This window comes from Prosthecobacter gellanilyticus (assembly GCF_007992435.1).
Taxonomy (GTDB): Bacteria; Verrucomicrobiota; Verrucomicrobiia; order Verrucomicrobiales; family Verrucomicrobiaceae; genus Prosthecobacter; species Prosthecobacter gellanilyticus.
In genome coordinates this window covers 62,164-78,313 of the sequence record NZ_BKAG01000024.1, presented here as the reverse complement: position 1 = coordinate 78,313, position 16,150 = coordinate 62,164, and the positions used below count along the sequence as shown (strand labels likewise).

Here is a 16,150-nt window from a genome sequence, read left to right as displayed (position 1 = left end):
GGAAACAAAAGTACTCTTTTTGACTCAATCCACAAACTGAAACTCGTTGGACATCATCAGCACCTGCGCCAGCTGAGACAGCGGTGACTGCGGCTTCGTGCGGTTCATCGGCCAGCCGTCAGGCCCACAGAAATCAGTGTCAGCCTTCGTCACGGTCGTCACCGTTCCATCTGCGGCGATACGCTCGATCTTCGGCGTCCAGGTATAACCATCGCTGTCCGTGCTGCCTTCAGAGTCGGCGACGAAGGAGATCGTCTCACCAGACACCACTTCAACTTCAGCATTGAAGTCAAAACTGCCCTGCGGTGGCACGAGATGATCCACCAGCACTCCCTGGCGGCTGGAGACGATCATGCCGCGAGTGCCATTGCCTCTCTCGCTGGCGCGTTTCATCGTGCCTGTGAAGCGAAGGCGCTCTTTCTCATAAGGGGAGGTCCACTGCATGACAGCGGCAAACTCGCGGCCTGGATGACCGTTGTTGCCTGCGACGAAGATGTGGCCGAACTCCTTGTCCGGGAACGTGTCGGCCGGGAACCAGCGGTTCTTCGTCTGCGCCGTCTTGCCGAAATGCTGGAAGCGCTTGAAGGCACCGAGCTCATGTTTGCCTGAGGCGACGTCTGTGGTGACCTTGGCATAACCATAAGTCCAGATGAAGGCATTGCTGCGCAGGCGGAGTTCGTCGCTGTCCTGGATGAAGCGGGAGGCCATCTCCACTTCATCGGGACGTGGCTCGCGGCGAAGCACGCGATGATAGAGATTCGCGATGGCCTTCGAATCGATGGCACTGCCCTTGACCTCCGTCTTCTCCGCCGCACGGCCTGCACGCTGGCTCATGAAGGGGCTGTTCATCAGGAACAGCGCCTGCTGCGGCACCGTGGTCACATAGCGCATCGGGCTGTGGCTGTCCGGATTCGCGAAGTCGAACATCGCCGGCACCGTCGGTTGATCATAGCGGTTCACCAGCAGAAACACACTGCGGCGCGCATCCGCGTTCGGTGCGTCGTAGGCCAGCGCACGACCACCCGTGATGCCGAGATCCAGGTCCGCGCTAGCCTGCAGCAGTGCATCACGCATGGTCTCATAGTCCAGGCGCTGGCGGTTATACCGGCTCAGCAGTTCATTGTCCGCATCCTTGAGGTTCTTGTCTGGAGTGACCTCGGAGCTCTGCTGCCAGGTGTGGCTGGTCAGGATGAGGTGATGCAGCTTCTTCAAGCTCCAGCCGTTCTCCACCAGATACGCGGCGAGATAGTCGAGAAGATCCGCCTGCGTGGGCTTCGGAGTCTGCACACCGAAGTCACTGGTCTGCCCAACCAAAGGTTTGCCAAAGTGCAGCTGCCACACACGATTCGCGATCACGCGCGCCGTCAGCGGATTGTCCTTGCTGGCGATCTTCTGCGCCAGTTCCAGACGGCCGCTTCCATCCTTGAAAGTCTCACCGCCAAACATCGTCAGCCAGGCACGCGGTGCCGGATCGCCCTGACGGCCAGGATTGCCGCGGATGAAGACACGCACATCATTCGGCTTCGGCTTGTCCAGCGTCACCATCGCACGCGGAGGGGCGCCCGGATGCTCGGACTCCAGCTTCACGCGGTCATTGCTGAACTTGGTCACCTTCTCGAGATCCTTGCGGGTGAAGAAAAGGTTCGCCTGTTCCACCGGCACCGCCATCGGGCTCGGCTCGCTCATCAGCAGTTCGCGCACCTGCTTCCAGTCGGCATTGTCCGGCTCCTTGCCGTCCAGGCAGGTGAGGAAGATGTCCGCATACATCTTGGCGATGTCGTCAAAACTCTTCGGCGCGGGGCGCTTGGCCAGCTCATTGCGCGGCACCGCATTCAGGCCGCTCTCGGGCTTCGTCAGAGAGGCCAGCACCACCGGTGCCTTCGTGGCAAACTCAGCCGCCGGGATGTCGGCAAACTGCTTCCACGCCAGCATCACCGGATGCGGCTTGCCCTTCAGCGCGTGACGCTGCACGAAGTCACCCCACTTGTCCGCCACGGTGTCACGCAGCTTCAGCTGTCCTGCGCGCCCCTTCATCGTACTGCGATCTTTGATCCCCGCAGCCTCTTGCGCAAAGGCCAGATACTGGCTCACGCGATCCGGCGTGCGGATCTCGGCATACACTTCCTTTTTAAACTCCATCTCCTTCGCGGCGATCTCTCCCACCTTCGCCTCGTAGTCCTTGAAATCAGCCTCATTGCTCGCCTTGCCGATCACCGGCAGGTTCACCTGCTCCGGCTGCTCGCTGCTGTTGAAGATGGAGTACATCGCATAGTAGTCCTTGCTCGGAATCGGATCATACTTGTGGTTATGGCAGCGCGCGCACGCCACCGTCAGCCCCAGCATGCCGCGAGCCACCACATCAATGCGGTCATCGATCTGCAGGTTGCGGTCGCTGATGAACTTGTCACCCACGTTCAGGAAGCCCAGCGCCGCCAGGGAAGGGTGACCAGGCTCATTCGCGTGCATCTTGTCAGCCGCCAGCTGGTTCATCAGGAACTGGTCATACGGCATGTCCTCGTTCAGCGACTTCACCACCCAGTCACGATACGTGTAAGCATACGGGTAGTTGATGTTTCGTCCCGCCACCTGATAGCCATCCGTGTCAGCATAGCGTGCCACATCCAGCCAATGCCGCGCCCAGCGCTGCCCATAGGCCTGGGAGGCCAGCAGCTTCGTCACCAGCTTCTCCACCGCGGTTGCGGACGAGGTCTTCGACTCCGCCACAAAAGCCTGCACATCTTCAAAGCTCGGCTGGAGTCCTGTCAGGCTTACATAAATGCGTCGGCAAAGCGTCGCCGGATCCGCTGGCGGTGCAAAGTCCAGCCCCGCCGCCTTCAGTTTCGGCTGCACCAGCGCATCGATGCTCGTCTTCGCCTGTGGCTTCACGGGGATGTAGGCCCAGTGCTCCTGCCAGGCTGGCTTGTCATGAGTCTCCACCACAGCTTTCTCAGCAGGCCAGGGGAGCCCCATCTTCACCCACTTCTCCAGCGCGGCGATTTGCTCTGGCTTCAGCTTGTCACCCTTCTTCGGCATCGCCTCCACACCTGGGGCATGGGAGATGGCCTTGATCAGCTTGGAGGCCGCAGGATTCCCCGGCTCCACCACCTTGCCGTAGTCACTGCCCTTCATGATGGCGCTGCGCAGGTCCACGCGCAGACCGTTTTCATGCTTGTGACCGCCGTGGCAGTCATAGCAGTTATCCGCCAGCACCGGACGGACTTCCTTTTCAAAGAACTCGATCTGCTCAGGCGAAAAAGTCGCGGCAGGTGTCTCGGCGGCGTGGGCGTGGACAGCAAGAATGGCGGCAGCGCCACCCAGCAATGTCAGCGGGCGTGTGAACAAAGATGTCATCAGGGGGGAGTACGACAGAAGAGGATGTGTGTAAGACACCTCAGGATGCAAACGCAACTTTCAGGCCGGTCCTTGCGCGGCGGCCCCGGTCTCTTGCATCTGACATCAAAAAGACCTCCTGGGAGGAGTTTTATTCCCGGAAATGGAGTCTCCATAGCGGGGCGAATCCTGCTCTCCTCGGCCATCACGTTAGCCAAAGCGCCATCACCGGGCTCGGCACCGCCTCACCCAGGGCATTCGTCGCCACGATCCGCACCTCCACGATCTGTCCCGCCGGCCACCCGCCGAGCTCCACCTCCCGGGCACGCACGGTCTTCACCACCTTGAATTCCGAGCTCCCCATGAGCCGTGCCTGAACCAGGTAAACCTCTGCGTGCAGTGCCGCAGGCCAGCTCACCTCCATCGACCCCCCGCCCAGAGGCGTGAGTGTCACAGACTCCACCGCCCGAGGCTCCGCCGCTCCCGCTTTCGGTGGCTTCAGCCCAAAGGCCAGCCAGCGCGCATCATCCCCGGTCAGCAGGCCGCCGAGTATCTTGATCGCCTCGCGCAAAGCCGTCCGCACCACCTGCAGCGCCGCCCGCTTTGCTACCACCACCTGCCGCAGTTTCGTCTCGCTGTCCGTCACTGCCTTGCGGCCCGCCACCAGTCGCTCAAGCATGTCCCCACAGATCACTGCGGTGGTCCCCATGTCCTGGCTTTCCAGCTGAGGCTGCTTTTGAAAGTAGCCCGCCAGTCCGCTCAGCACTTTCAGGCGCGCCGCGAAATCCTCCGGCACCATCGTGGACTCATTCGTGAATCCCGCCGCCTTCCAATGCGCATTGTGCCGCGATCCATAGACTGCCGCCAGCCTCAGCCGGCAGCGCCCGATCACCTGCTCACCTTGACGGTCCAGCGCCCGAAATTCCGCCCTCCGTTTGCTCCGCCGAGGCTTCGCCCGCTTCACCTCCGCCAGCCGTTCCCGAGCAGCCACGACCGCCAAATTCAGCCGCGATCCCACCTCCACACCCAGCCCAATCTCACTCCCAATTCGCTCACAACCCGCCACCACCTGATCACACAAAATCAGGAGCTGCTGGTCATTTGTCGGAGTCGGATTCACCGCCATAACCTCATTTTGGCCCCAAAACCCTGCCCGCTCAACATCAACTCAACCAATGTCGGTGAGTAATGATGGAGTTAAAAGTAATCCCGATAGAGATCTATCGGGGCCTACCAAAGATCAATCAGCGTTCACCGATTGTCGGTGAGTGATCATCTATTTCAAATCTCTAAACTATTAAAAGCTCTAAACAATAGAAGTCAATTCCCGGCGCCAAAGACTTCAAAATCACATCCTTCCTGCCATCGCTCAGGCCCGTCCTTTCTGTCCTCCTTTGGCCTTCCCGCAGGTGCCCTTACGCCCCACAAGGCACCCTCTTCCGACTCCGAACTCCGAACTTCGGTCACTCCTCCGGATTGATAAACATATACCCCGCGCTTCTCACCGTGCGGATGTGTCGTGGTTGGTGCGCATCATCCCCGAGCTTCTTGCGCAGTGACGCAATGTGCACATCCACACTCCGGTCAAAGACCTCATACTCCCGGTCGCGGAGGTTCTCGATCAGTGCCTCGCGGGACTTGATGCGCCCGCGCGATTTCATCAGCGCGGCCAGGATGTCAAATTCCACAGGAGTCAGCACCAGCACCTTGTCATTCTGAGCGGCCACACGCGCATCCAGGTTCAGGCGCACATTGCCGACCACCAGCTCCTTCATCGGTGCCTCTGCAGGCTTCGCCTGAGCGATGACCGAGCGCCGCGTCACCGCCCGCAGGCGAGCCAGCAGTTCACGCGTGGAAAAGGTTTTGGGCAGATAGTCATCCGCCCCGATCTCCAGCCCCACGATGCGGTCAGCCTCCTCGCCACGAGCTGTGAGCATGAGGATCGGCACGGAGGATTTCGCGCGGATGCGTTTTAGCACTTCAAAGCCGTCACAGCCAGGCAGCATCACATCCAGGACGATGGCATGCCATGGCGCGGCAACAGCGCGCTCCGCGCCCTCAGGACCCGTGTGGACCAGCTCCACCGCATAGCCCAGCGGCACCAGATAATCGCGGATGAGCCCTGCCAGTTTGCGATCATCATCAATGACGAGCACATGAGTGAGTCCATCTTGAAAGGGGGCAGGTTCGGAAGACATGCGCGGATTCTAGAGAGGCAGGCACGGGGAGGTGGACCTGATTTACACAGCCTTAACAAAAATGGACAGCTTTTCACATGAAGCGTTAACACTCGGGCATTTCTGTTCACACAAGATGAGCCCGCACTCCCGCCTCTCCACCACCCCGATCAACCCTTACCCCTTGGTGGAATGGACGATTCGATGACCTGGCTTAGTCGTCACCACGCCACTGACCTTCCTGACCTCGCTCAAGATCCAACCGTCATGTCCACCTCCCGAGCCTCGACCCTGACCCTCGACACCTTCTGTCGCGCGCACTGGCGTCGTTTGCATGCGGCGGCCTGCCAGCGTGGATGTTCCGCCGTGGAGGCAGAGGATTCAGTGCAGGAGCTCTTTCTCTCGCTCGCCCGCCGTGGGGAGCTGGAGGACCTGGTCACTCAGCCAGCGGAGAGGCAGGCCTCTTACCTCTTCCTCCGCATGCGCTGGCTGCTGATCAATCGCTGGCGTGATGCGAATTGCCTGCGCCGCGCCGGCTCCGCTGAGTTCCTGCCGCTCGATGATGAACTGATGCCCGAGCTGCGCACTCACGCCACGCCGGCCACAGAGGCAGATCGCCCCTGGCTCGCCGAGTGCATCAGCGTCGCCATCGACCGCCTCCGCCAGCAGACCCGTGAAAAGACATGGTATGAGATCAGCCCTGACCTCATCCATGATGAGTCTGAAGAAACACGTACCGGTGCGCGCAGAGTCGCTCTGCATCGTGCTCGCAAAAAGCTGCGCCATCTCGTTCGCGAGCAGATGAACGGCTCGTTCAAAGACTGGCTGGTTCTCCCGGTTGCCAAGACCGTGCCAGACGCGTAAGACGGATACATGGCCTTTGTCTCGAATCTCGTCCGTTACGGCAGCATTGCCTTGGCTGTGGCTGGCGTGGGCATGATGTCTTTGGTTTTCGAAAAGATCCGCGCCCAGGAGACACCCATCACACCTCCGCCGGTCAAGCCGCCAGAGAAGCCCTTTTCCAAAGGCGTGGCCGCCACCGGTATCCTTGAGGCCGTTGACGAGAACGTCAGCATCGGTCCACCTGCTCCAGCCCTGGTCACCGATGTCATGGTCAAAGTCTGGCAAAAGGTGAAGAAGGGCGAGCCTCTCATGCAGCTCGATGACCGCGAGCTCCAGGCCCAGTTGATCGGCCAGGAAGCCACCATCGTCGTGAATCAGGCAACGCTGGAAATCACCCAGGCCCAGCTCGCCAAGCAGCAGGACATGCTGGACCGCCTCAAATCCGTGACCGACCAGCGCGCCATCACCCAGGATGATCTGCGCAACCGAACCAATGATGTGACCGTGGCCAAGGCTCAATCAGCCCAGGCCCAGGCTCAGCTCGAAGCTTCTCGTGCCGCCGTGAGGCAGACCAAGCTGCTCATTGATCGCATGACCGTCCTCGCTCCGCGTGATGGCAGCATCCTGCAGGTAAACATCCGCGCCGGTGAATACGCCTCACCGCAAAACCGCCAGCCCGCCATCATCCTTGGCGAGGTCGACAAGCTGCAAGTGCGGGCCGACGTCGACGAGCAAAACGCCATGTCCGTGCGCCCCGGCATGCCCGCCAAAGCCTTCCTGAAAGGCGACAGCCAGACCGCCTACGATCTCGAGTTCGTCCGCATCGACCCCTTCGTGATCCCGAAGCAATCTCTCACCGGCGCCAGTAACGAGCGAGTCGATACTCGAGTCCTCCAGGTCATCTACCGCCTCAATGTCCCCGAAGGTAGAAGCCTCTACGTCGGCCAGCAAGTCGACGTCTTCCTCGGCGAGAAGTCATAGCCGTACCACCCCATTCCGATGGGGTGGTCGGAGTCCGACTGAGTTTGAAAAGCCGGATCAAAAATCCGCCTGCACATTTTTGACGTTTTCCCGGCCAACAGGTCACATATGTTGTTACGCGAATCCAGCCCTCCTGTTCGGTGCCTTGCGAGCCGGAGGCTCGCTGGCGTGTAGCCGGTGGTGGAGGTCGCGAAGCGACCGGGAACCACCGGAACAACGTCCACGGAATCCCAGGTCAGGTGCGCGTCCCGGAGGGACGCCGGAAGCCATCGAATCACCCCATCACCCTCAACGGCGTGATCACCCTACTCAACGAGATACAAAATCCGCCCGCAACTGTCACACTGCGCCAGCACATCACCACCGCGCGCTGTCTGGATCGTGCCTGACACCACCTTCATGTGGCAGCCCCCGCAGATCCCGTTCGCCAGCGGCACAATCCCAGCGTCACCCTTCTTCGTGAAGATGCGCTGATACAGATCCAAACCCGATTGCTCAATCGGCTCTGCCAATCCCTTGCGCTCCGCCTCCACATCTGCGAGCCGCTTCTTCAGCCCGTCCGCACGCTCGGTCAGCACCTTCAGTTCCTCATTCACGCGCCCCTGCGTCACCGCCAGCTTGCCCTGCGCGCCTTTCAGCGCTGCCTTGGCCGCTTCCAGTTCTTCCATGTGCTCGATCTCCCTGTCTTCCAGGGCATGCACATCCTTCTCATAGCGTTTGATCTCCACGCCCAGCGCCTGGAACTCATCATTCTTCCGCGTCTCAAACTGCTGGTCGCCCAGACGCTTGATCGTGTTTTGACGCGTCTGGATGTCCAGCTCCACGCCTTTGATCTTCACCTCGATCTCCTTCGCCTTCTGCGAGGCCGCCTCCACGGCCGCCGTGTCACCCGCAAGCTGTGTCTTCGCCGCCGCCTCATGCTTGGGCACGTCGCCGAGGTCTTTTTTCAGGGCGCGGATGCGCTGGTCGCGTTCTTGAAGCTGGAGGAGTTTCGGAATCTCAGGATGCATGGACCGCCCATGATGGCGCAGGGCAGGGAAGAATGGCAATCCCCGAATCCTTTTTTCTTGCCAGGACAACTCGAAGGCCTTCTCTCTGCGACCACGATTTAGGGCTGGCGGTCACTTCACCTGGGCACGCTGGGAAGGTGTCAAAAAGCTCAGTGCCCTCGCGGCATCGGAGCGCAGCCATGCGTTCATCTTCGTGGCCTGGGCGCCTGTCAGGTGGAGCCGATCCAGCGCAGTGCCGCTGATCTGCCTCTTCTGATCACTGGCTGGGGCGCTCTGGTAGCCACTGATCACGCCGACTTGCAGTCGTGCTGCTTTGGCCTCTCCCACGTCAGTCGCAGGCACATGTACGGCCCGCGCACAGTCTACCTTTTCAGCGGCGGCAATCAGCTTTGAAAGCGGCATGGCTTGTGGATCATAGCTCACCCGCGTCACTTCGTGCCCGCCCATGAAACCTGCCTCGGTGCTGATGACTCCTTCGATCTGTCCCAGCGCCATCTCACCCGTCCAGAAGCAATGCATCGTAAACACGGCCTGCTTCAGTCGGGGGAAGTGCTCCGAAGCCAGCAGTCCCAAATAACCTGGCACCGGCCGCCTGGCGTTCATCAAGGCCGCGATCATTCGCTCAGAAAGCGCGCACGTTTCCCAGACCTGATCCCGGCGCGAGATGATGTCGTTCCCCTTCGCATCGAGAAAACGCACCACCTGGAAATTCCACGCGGGTTCGCCATAGCGCTGTAGTACTTCAGCATCCTTGCCGCCCTTGTTGTTATGGATCAGCAGCGGCGTGAATTCCGTCTCGATGGCTTCGACCACCAGCGGGTTGGATAAGACATCCCGCCCGAACTGCTTGCATCCCGCACAGCCGGGGATCTCCTGAAACAGGGCAAATACAGGACGCCCGCTCTCGCGGCTGGATGCCAGCGCAGTGCCTAGATCACGGCCCCAGGACACCTTGCCAGCTTCCTCAGGTGGGGCTGCATCGCATGACAGAGAGGTGAGCATGAGCATCAAGGAAAGCAGTCGCCACTTCATGTCCATGAGAGGACGTCTTATTCTCCGTATTCCCACCATTTCAGATGCAATGACTGGCCTGCACCTCCGTTCGCCTATCCATGCGTTTGCTTTTGCTGCTTTCTTTTTTTCTCGGCACCTTCCGGGCAGACCCAGGCCTGCGAGCCGCCGAGATCATCCCCCTCTGGCCCGACAAACCACCGCAGTTCCTCGAAAATGCTCCCGCCGAGATCCGCGAAGAGCGCGGCAGCATCCGTAATGTCACCGTCCCCTCTCTGACCCTCTTCCTGCCGCCTGCCGACAAACGCACCGGCATGGCCATCATCGTCTGCGCCGGCGGCGGCTATGGCGCGCTGGACTGGAAAACGCATGTCGAATATGCCGCTGATGTCTTCAATCCCAAAGGCGTCGCCATCATCGGCCTCAAATACCGTCTGCGTCCGCCTCACAAGCTCGACAACGCTGGCATCCAAGCCCTCACCTTGATCGATGCCAAACGGGCCGTCCGCCTCGTCCGGCACCGCGCTGCCGAGTGGGGTATCAACCCAAAGCAGATCGGCATCGCTGGCTACTCCGCCGGCGGTAATCTCTCCATGAACCTCGCTGCAAACTTTGACGCAGGAGATCCATCTTCCACCGACCCGATCGAGCGCGAAAGCAGCCGACCCGACTTCGCTGTCGGCCTCGCCACCTGGCATTGGCGGCAGAAAGAATCCCCCTTCACCTTCAAGAAAGACACACCGCCCGTGTTTCTCGTGCATGCCACCAACGACGGCATCAAAGGCGGTGCCCCAATCGAGATGCCGAAAGACATCAAGGCCGATCTCGAAGCTCTCGGCGTCCCCGTGCGCATGGAGATCTTCGATCAAGGCGCGCACGGCGTCGGTAATCTCATCCCTCAGCGTGTGAAGCACGGTTTTCCGCCCGCGAAGTGGCCTGAGCTTTTGCTGGAATGGCTCGCCACCTTGAAGCGTTGAAAGAGGAGTCATCTCATGATCCTCAAACCTCTGCTCGTCCTCCTGTCTCTCACCACCGCTGCTCTTGTATGCGCTGAAGACTCATTGCCTCCCACCCTCATGACTACGCGTGGCAAACTGCTCGCCAGTGAGGACTTCGCTCAAGCGCCCGCACCTTTCACCGGCAAGCCCGTCGGCTTCGCCAGCGGCTATCTAGGCTGGCGCTACAACAGCAGCACCACCGGCGGCAAATCAGGCCGCTGGGAGATCGCGAACCAAGAGTTTCGCGGTATGGAAACACCCGGTGCCAATCATCCCGCCACCGCCTCCTATGGCATCCAGTATCAAGACGCCATCATTTAGTGTGAGGTGCGTCTGAATGACGTCCCCGAAGAAGGCCGCAAGTACCGCTCCCTCTTCGTCAAGGCCACCGATGCCAAAGACTATGTCATCTCCTTGAGCATCGGCCCGGGCGGCCTCTTCCTCACTCCCTATGATGCTGACAAGATCAGCCCGGTGACCAAGCAGCGCGACAAAGGCCCGACCTTGCGCGTGAAGAAACAAGTCAATCTCAACGAGTGGCACACCGTCGTGCTTGAGATCAAAGATGATGAAGTCGTCGGCACTCTCGATGGTCAAAGCACGACCTTAAGCAACAAGCTCATCGCCACCGCCAAACACAGCATCATGCTCGGTGCCGGCACTGAGGCCAGCTTCCGCCATCTGCGCATCTGGGAAGCCCTGCCGAATCCCGAATGGCCCGCGAACAAGGCGAAGCTGGTCCCTGTAAGTCAGTGAATTTAGACTCGTTTGCATCTGCTCTATGAAATGGTCCCTACTGCTCGCATTGATCGCCTCCCCATTGATGGCGGAGGATCTTCCCGTTCTCGCTGCTCCTGATTTCAGATTACCACTCGATGCCTCTTGGAAGATCGCGCAGGGTTCTTATGAACCCAAAGATGGCGTGCTCGTCTGCGCGGAAAAGCCGGAGAACAAACATGTGGCCGTGCTCTGGCATCAAGTGGGCTGGAACACAGGCGTGCTTGAGTGCGAGTTCCGTCTCGACGGATCGAAGAGCTTCATTGTCGGCTGTGATGGTAACACGCCTGAGGGACTGCGGCACGTGGGAAGGTTCTCCCTTTCTCCAAAGCAGATCAGCATCGCGGAAGACTCGGTGAAGCCCAGCCATATTCTCGTCAAGCAGGCCGTCGATCTGAAATCCGGCGTGTGGCACAAGCTGCGGTTCGAATGGAAGGGTGATCAAATTTCCATCCAGCTCAATGACCAAACTCTGCAGGCTCAACACGCCTTCCTGGCGATGCCGAAGACTCGGAGCTGGATCGCGGTGGGCGGGCAGACCGCCTCCATTCGTGCGCTCAAGATCAGCGGCAAACCATGAATCCATGAAGCGCCTCCTTCTGATCTGCCTGTCCTTCTGCGGCATCGTCCAGGCCGCCGCTCCGCCCAACTTCCTCATCATTCTCGCCGATGATCATGGCTATGGCGATGTCTCGACTTATCACGCGTCAGACGTCCAAACGCCAAACATCGATCGCATCGGCAAGGAAGGCATGACCTTCACCGCCATGCGCGCGAACTGCACCGTGTGCTCGCCTTCGCGTGCCGCCTTGCTCACCGGTCGTTACGCGGATCGTGTTGGCGTGCCCGGCGTCATCCGCACGAAGCCGGAAGACTCCTGGGGCTACTTCGATCCCAAGGTGCCGACGATTGCGAATGAGCTGAAGAAGGTCGGCTATCACACTGGCATTGTTGGCAAATGGCATCTCGGCCTCGAATCTCCAAACACACCCAACGAACGCGGCTTCGATCACTTCCATGGTTTCCTGGGGGACATGATGGACAGCTACACCACGCATCTGCGCCAAGGGAATAACTACATGCGTCTCAACGCGGAGACCGTCGATCCGAAAGGCCATGCCACCGACATCTTCACCGAATGGGCGGGCGACTACCTCCGCGAGCGTGCCGAGCACAACGACAAACCCTTCTTCCTTTACCTCGCCTACAACGCCCCGCATTTTCCCATCGAACCTCCACCCGAATACCTCGCCAAGGTCAAAGCGCGCGCGCCGCAGCTTGATGAGAAGCGCGCCATGAACGTCGCCTTCGTCGAGCACCTCGATGACTGCATCGGTCGCGTCCTTGCCGTGCTCCAGGAAACCGAGCTCGCGCAAAACACCGTCGTCGTCTTCAGCGCTGACAATGGTGGTTCCATCCCTCACGCGCAGAACAACGATCCCTGGCGCGGTGGCAAGCAAGACCACTATGACGGCGGCCTGCGTGTACCCTTCGTCATGCGCTGGCCCGCGCAGATCAAGCCCGGCAGCCGCAGGACTACCAGGGCCTGAACTTCGATCTCTTCCCCACCTTCCTCGAACTTGCTGGAGCGAAGCCCTCGTTTGAACTCGATGCCGTCAGCCTCGTCCCCATCCTCAAAGGCGGCACCATCACCACCCCTCGCGATCTCTACTTCGTCCGTCGCGAGGGTAACAAAATGTATGGCGGCAAGAACTACGAGGCCCTTATCCGTGGGGACTGGAAGCTCATGCAAAATGATCCCTACAGCCCGCTCGAGCTCTACAACCTGAAGAACGATCCCCAGGAAAAGACCAACCTCGCCACCAAGGCCCCCAAAGTCTTCAACGAGCTGTCTGAGTCCCTCCGCCAACACATCCAGCGCGGCGGCCGCACCCCCTGGCAAAAGCCCTGAGCGATGTCCCCCCAGCTCCCGAAGTCGCGAAGCGTCCCGGAGTGCGGTGGCAAGCGCTCAAGCGCGACACCGCTCTCACGCGCACCCATGATACCCAACGTAGAAGGATAGCTCCGAACGCATCCTAACAGCGTCGAGTAACCTCAAACATCCTGCCAGATCCCACCCGCGTGTTCGTTTCAGCCGCCAGTCATGCGCTGCTACCTCGTCCTCCTTTTTCTCTCAGCCCTTGGCGCTTCGCTCTCCGCCGCCCCAGACAAGCCCAACGTCATCGTCATCCTCACCGACGATCAAGGTTACGCCGACGTCGGCTTCCACAACCTTCCCGCTTCTCGTCAAGCCCTCACACCGAACCTCGACCGTCTCGCAAGCGAGGGCATCATGTTTAAAAACGGCTACGTGGCCTTCTCCACCTGCGGACCCTCCCGCCAGTCACTTCTCACAGGCCGCTCAGCCAGTCGCTTTGGCGTCGAGGAGAATGGTTTCTACGCCACGAAGAACGAGATCATGCTCCCACGCATCATCAAAGATCATGGCTACACCTCCGCCATGTTTGGCAAATGGCACTGTGGAGATGAACCTGACCTGACTCCCAAAGGACGAGGCTTCGACGAGTCCTATGAAACTACCTCCCAGGACTTCTTCATGAAGCGTCTCCCGCATCCTGCCGCCTGGAAAGAAAAGGGAGGCATGCGAGAGCACGGCCCGTATCTGACGGATGCCATCACCGATGAAGCCATCGCCTTCATCCGGAGGAACAAATCAAAACCCTTCTTTGCCTACGTGGCCCATCAGGCTCCGCACAGTCCCTTCTGCACCAAGGAAGACCTGATGCAGCGAATCGTGAAGCATGCCCCCGAGTATGCCGCGGCCTACCAAAGAATGAAAACGCACACGTCCACTCGAGGACGCAAAGCCAGCTACGATCCGCCAAACTTCGATTACGGGAACTTCAAAGGCGAGGACCTCGATCAGGAGTTGCTGCGTCTCACTTACCTCTCCATGCTTCTTTCCGTGGATGACGGTGTGGGCAAGATCCTCGATACCCTCAAGGAAGAAGGCCTTCGCGAAAACACCCTCATCTTCTATCTCAGTGACAACGGCGGCGCGCTCGCCCGGCCTAACGATCTCGGTAGCGTGAACCTGCCCCTGCGCAGCGGTAAAGGCTCCGTCTTTGAGGGCGGCATCCGCGTGCCTTTTGTCATGAGCTGGCCCGGCACGCTTGAGCATGGCTCGGTCAACAGCAAGGCCGTCGTGAGTTCCATGGACATCTTCGCCACCACCATCGAACTCGCGGGCGGCAAAGTGCCCTCGGATCGCATCATCGATGGCGTGAACCTCATCCCCTACCTGACCGGGAAGAAGGAAGGTAATCCTCATGAAGTACTCTTCTTCCGCCGCCTCGGCGATGGCGGCTACTCCATCCGCAATGGCGACCACAAACTGGATGGCGTAAAACTCCAGCCCAAGGTCCTGCGCAAAGGCGGCGATCCCAGCCACTACCCCGAAGGCGGCGGCTTCTACGATGTCCAGAACGACATCACTGAAGTCAAAGACCTCAGCGCCCAGTTCGCCGAAAAGAAAGCCGAGACCCGTCGCATCTACGAAGCCCTAACCAAGGACTTCCCCGTGCCGCTGGACACTCTGCCCGGGGCACGACCGGGCAGGGAAGAGTGAGTTTTGGGCAAGGAAATCATCTGCCAGATATCCATCGTCTTTGCGTTTCCATCACCAGCCATGCGCCAGCTCATTGCTCTCCTTTTCCTTTCGTTGTTAGGCTCAAGTCTGTCCGCTGCGGAAAAGCCCGACATCGTCTTCATCATCGCTGATGATCTCGGTTGGGCAGATGTGGCCTTTCATGGTGGCAATGCCCCGACCCCGAACCTCGACAAGCTTCGGAGCGGCGCGGTCGAGCTCACACAGCACTACGTCGCCCCAGTTTGCAGCCCCACTAGAACAGGATTGATGACAGGCCGTTGCTGGAGCCGCTTTGGCGTCACCACCCCGCAGAATGAGCGTGCCCTTCGCTGGGACACAGTCACCCTGCCACGTGCGCTGAAGACGGTTGGGTATGACACCTGCCTCACCGGCAAGTGGCATCTCGGCTCATTGCCCGAGCAGGGGCCTAACCACTTTGGCTTCGATCATTCCTATGGCTCGCTTGCCGGTGGTGTGAGTCCGTGGAACCATCGCTACAAACAGGGACCGTTCTCCGTCACCTGGCAGCGCGACGAAAAGCTTATCGAGGAGAATGGCCACGTCACAGATCTCATTGCGTCAGAGGCCGTGCATTGGATCGAGTCACGCGGTGACGCGCCTTTCTTTCTCTATGCTCCCTTCACCGCAGTGCATCTGCCGATCAAGGAACCTGAGGAGTGGGTGGCACGTGTGCCCGCTGGAATCACGGGTGACGTGGCGCGCCACTATGCGGCCTCGATCATGCATCTCGATGATGCCGTGGGTCGCATCCTCGCCGCATTGGAGAAAAAAGGCCGCCGTGAAAACACCATCGTCGTGTTCACCAGTGACAATGGCGGCAGCACCGCAGAGAACAACGACCTGAAGTATCCCGACGACAACTGTCCCGACGGTAAAATCCCCGGCAACAACACACCGCTACGCGGAGAGAAAGCCACCGTCTATGAAGGCGGCACCCGTGTTGCCACGCTGCTCTCCTGGCCGGCGAAGCTGAAGCCTGGAATGTTTCAGGGTGTCGCCCAGATCACCGACTGGATGCCCACGCTTTGTTCCCTCGCCGGAGCGACCCCCAAACAGGACCTGAAATGGGATGGCATCAATCTCTGGCCGCAGCTCAGTGGCGCCGAGCCAGTGAAACCGCGCGCCATCTACACCACTGGTCCCAATTTCAATGCCAGTGCCGTGCGTGATGGCGACTGGAAGCTCATCGTCACCCGCAAAGGCTCTGCAAAAAAGGATAAGGCACCCGCTGCTGAAACCACCGAGCTTTACAACATCGCCACCGATCCCAACGAAACCACCGACCTTTCCACCAAGGACCCGGCGAAGGTCACCGAGCTACGCGCACGCATGGCCGAGCTAGCCAAGGCCGATCGCGACGCCGTGGCGGACGATTGACCTTGAGAGGCTGCA

At 59.9% G+C, this 16,150-nt stretch carries 15 protein-coding genes; 10 read left to right on the top strand and 5 right to left on the bottom strand.

Features of this window, described 5'->3' with window-relative positions:
• Positions 1-24: 24 nt before the first annotated feature.
• The 3 genes from BGE01nite_RS16580 to BGE01nite_RS16570 form a co-directional block, all read right to left on the bottom strand.
• Complete coding sequence (locus tag BGE01nite_RS16580; RefSeq protein ID WP_146851602.1) at positions 25-3,351, bottom strand: DUF1553 domain-containing protein; 3,327 nt, start codon at positions 3,349-3,351, stop codon at positions 25-27.
• A gap of 184 nt (positions 3,352-3,535) precedes the next feature.
• A complete protein-coding gene (locus BGE01nite_RS16575) occupies positions 3,536-4,321 on the bottom strand; it encodes a fibronectin type III domain-containing protein (RefSeq protein WP_146851601.1) in 786 nt (261 codons plus the stop codon).
• Between the two features lie 472 nt (positions 4,322-4,793).
• Entirely contained in the window at positions 4,794-5,528 is a 735-nt protein-coding gene (locus BGE01nite_RS16570) for a response regulator transcription factor (RefSeq protein ID WP_146851600.1), read from the bottom strand.
• Between the two features lie 246 nt (positions 5,529-5,774).
• Between BGE01nite_RS16570 and BGE01nite_RS16565 the strand changes: the two genes are divergently transcribed.
• Both BGE01nite_RS16565 and BGE01nite_RS16560 read left to right on the top strand, forming a co-directional pair.
• Positions 5,775-6,371 (top strand): RNA polymerase sigma factor, encoded by a 597-nt coding sequence (locus tag BGE01nite_RS16565; protein WP_146851599.1) that lies wholly within the window; start codon positions 5,775-5,777, stop codon positions 6,369-6,371.
• Positions 6,372-6,380: 9 nt separating this feature from the next.
• The gene (locus BGE01nite_RS16560; protein WP_146851598.1) at positions 6,381-7,331 is read left to right on the top strand and encodes an efflux RND transporter periplasmic adaptor subunit; all 951 of its coding nucleotides are present in this window, start codon (positions 6,381-6,383) and stop codon (positions 7,329-7,331) included.
• A 305-nt stretch (positions 7,332-7,636) separates the two neighbouring features.
• On the opposite strand, the gene BGE01nite_RS16555 is transcribed toward BGE01nite_RS16560, so the two are convergent.
• Together BGE01nite_RS16555 and BGE01nite_RS16550 are read right to left on the bottom strand one after the other, a co-directional pair.
• On the bottom strand, positions 7,637-8,341 hold the full coding sequence (locus BGE01nite_RS16555) for a zinc ribbon domain-containing protein (protein ID WP_146851597.1): 705 nt from the start codon (positions 8,339-8,341) through the stop codon (positions 7,637-7,639).
• A gap of 111 nt (positions 8,342-8,452) precedes the next feature.
• Positions 8,453-9,343, bottom strand: a complete 891-nt coding sequence (locus BGE01nite_RS16550) for a VPGUxxT family thioredoxin-like (seleno)protein, type 2 (protein ID WP_170266838.1) — start codon at positions 9,341-9,343, stop codon at positions 8,453-8,455.
• A gap of 110 nt (positions 9,344-9,453) precedes the next feature.
• Between BGE01nite_RS16550 and BGE01nite_RS16545 the strand changes: the two genes are divergently transcribed.
• The 8 genes from BGE01nite_RS16545 to BGE01nite_RS16515 all read left to right on the top strand — a co-directional run bounded on the left by BGE01nite_RS16545 (position 9,454) and on the right by BGE01nite_RS16515 (position 16,135).
• Positions 9,454-10,329 carry an alpha/beta hydrolase gene (locus BGE01nite_RS16545; RefSeq protein ID WP_146851595.1) on the top strand — a complete coding sequence of 292 codons (876 nt, stop codon included), beginning with the start codon at positions 9,454-9,456 and terminating at the stop codon, positions 10,327-10,329.
• 15 nt (positions 10,330-10,344) lie between these two features.
• A complete protein-coding gene (locus tag BGE01nite_RS16540; RefSeq protein ID WP_146851594.1) occupies positions 10,345-10,671 on the top strand; it encodes a hypothetical protein in 327 nt (108 codons plus the stop codon).
• A 6-nt stretch (positions 10,672-10,677) separates the two neighbouring features.
• Positions 10,678-11,106 carry a LamG domain-containing protein gene (locus tag BGE01nite_RS16535; RefSeq protein WP_146851593.1) on the top strand — a complete coding sequence of 143 codons (429 nt, stop codon included), beginning with the start codon at positions 10,678-10,680 and terminating at the stop codon, positions 11,104-11,106.
• Positions 11,107-11,131: 25 nt separating this feature from the next.
• The gene (locus BGE01nite_RS16530; protein WP_146851592.1) at positions 11,132-11,707 is read left to right on the top strand and encodes a hypothetical protein; all 576 of its coding nucleotides are present in this window, start codon (positions 11,132-11,134) and stop codon (positions 11,705-11,707) included.
• Positions 11,708-11,711: 4 nt separating this feature from the next.
• The gene (locus BGE01nite_RS16525) at positions 11,712-12,677 is read left to right on the top strand and encodes a sulfatase family protein (protein ID WP_218033012.1); all 966 of its coding nucleotides are present in this window, start codon (positions 11,712-11,714) and stop codon (positions 12,675-12,677) included.
• Positions 12,629-13,039 carry a sulfatase/phosphatase domain-containing protein gene (locus BGE01nite_RS29820; RefSeq protein ID WP_343203740.1) on the top strand — a complete coding sequence of 137 codons (411 nt, stop codon included), beginning with the start codon at positions 12,629-12,631 and terminating at the stop codon, positions 13,037-13,039. The genes BGE01nite_RS16525 and BGE01nite_RS29820 overlap by 49 nt, the downstream gene beginning before the upstream one ends.
• Positions 13,040-13,231: 192 nt before the next feature.
• Positions 13,232-14,716, top strand: coding sequence for a sulfatase-like hydrolase/transferase (locus tag BGE01nite_RS16520; protein ID WP_146851591.1), 1,485 nt, complete (start codon positions 13,232-13,234; stop codon positions 14,714-14,716).
• Positions 14,717-14,776: 60 nt separating this feature from the next.
• Positions 14,777-16,135: a sulfatase-like hydrolase/transferase gene (locus BGE01nite_RS16515; RefSeq protein WP_146851590.1), complete on the top strand. Its 1,359-nt coding sequence runs from the start codon at positions 14,777-14,779 to the stop codon at positions 16,133-16,135.
• The last annotated feature ends 15 nt before the right edge of the window (positions 16,136-16,150 follow it).

Coding starts and splice junctions, on each gene's coding strand:
- BGE01nite_RS16580 (WP_146851602.1), bottom strand. CDS start 3,351: ATGACATCTTTGTTCACACGCCCGCTGACATTGCTGGGTGGCGCTGCC.
- BGE01nite_RS16570 (WP_146851600.1), bottom strand. CDS start 5,528: ATGTCTTCCGAACCTGCCCCCTTTCAAGATGGACTCACTCATGTGCTC.
- BGE01nite_RS16565 (WP_146851599.1), top strand. CDS start 5,775: ATGTCCACCTCCCGAGCCTCGACCCTGACCCTCGACACCTTCTGTCGC.
- BGE01nite_RS16560 (WP_146851598.1), top strand. CDS start 6,381: ATGGCCTTTGTCTCGAATCTCGTCCGTTACGGCAGCATTGCCTTGGCT.
- BGE01nite_RS16555 (WP_146851597.1), bottom strand. CDS start 8,341: ATGCATCCTGAGATTCCGAAACTCCTCCAGCTTCAAGAACGCGACCAG.
- BGE01nite_RS16550 (WP_170266838.1), bottom strand. CDS start 9,343: ATGCTCACCTCTCTGTCATGCGATGCAGCCCCACCTGAGGAAGCTGGC.
- BGE01nite_RS16545 (WP_146851595.1), top strand. CDS start 9,454: ATGCGTTTGCTTTTGCTGCTTTCTTTTTTTCTCGGCACCTTCCGGGCA.
- BGE01nite_RS16540 (WP_146851594.1), top strand. CDS start 10,345: ATGATCCTCAAACCTCTGCTCGTCCTCCTGTCTCTCACCACCGCTGCT.
- BGE01nite_RS16530 (WP_146851592.1), top strand. CDS start 11,132: ATGAAATGGTCCCTACTGCTCGCATTGATCGCCTCCCCATTGATGGCG.
- BGE01nite_RS16525 (WP_218033012.1), top strand. CDS start 11,712: ATGAAGCGCCTCCTTCTGATCTGCCTGTCCTTCTGCGGCATCGTCCAG.
- BGE01nite_RS16520 (WP_146851591.1), top strand. CDS start 13,232: ATGCGCTGCTACCTCGTCCTCCTTTTTCTCTCAGCCCTTGGCGCTTCG.
- BGE01nite_RS16515 (WP_146851590.1), top strand. CDS start 14,777: ATGCGCCAGCTCATTGCTCTCCTTTTCCTTTCGTTGTTAGGCTCAAGT.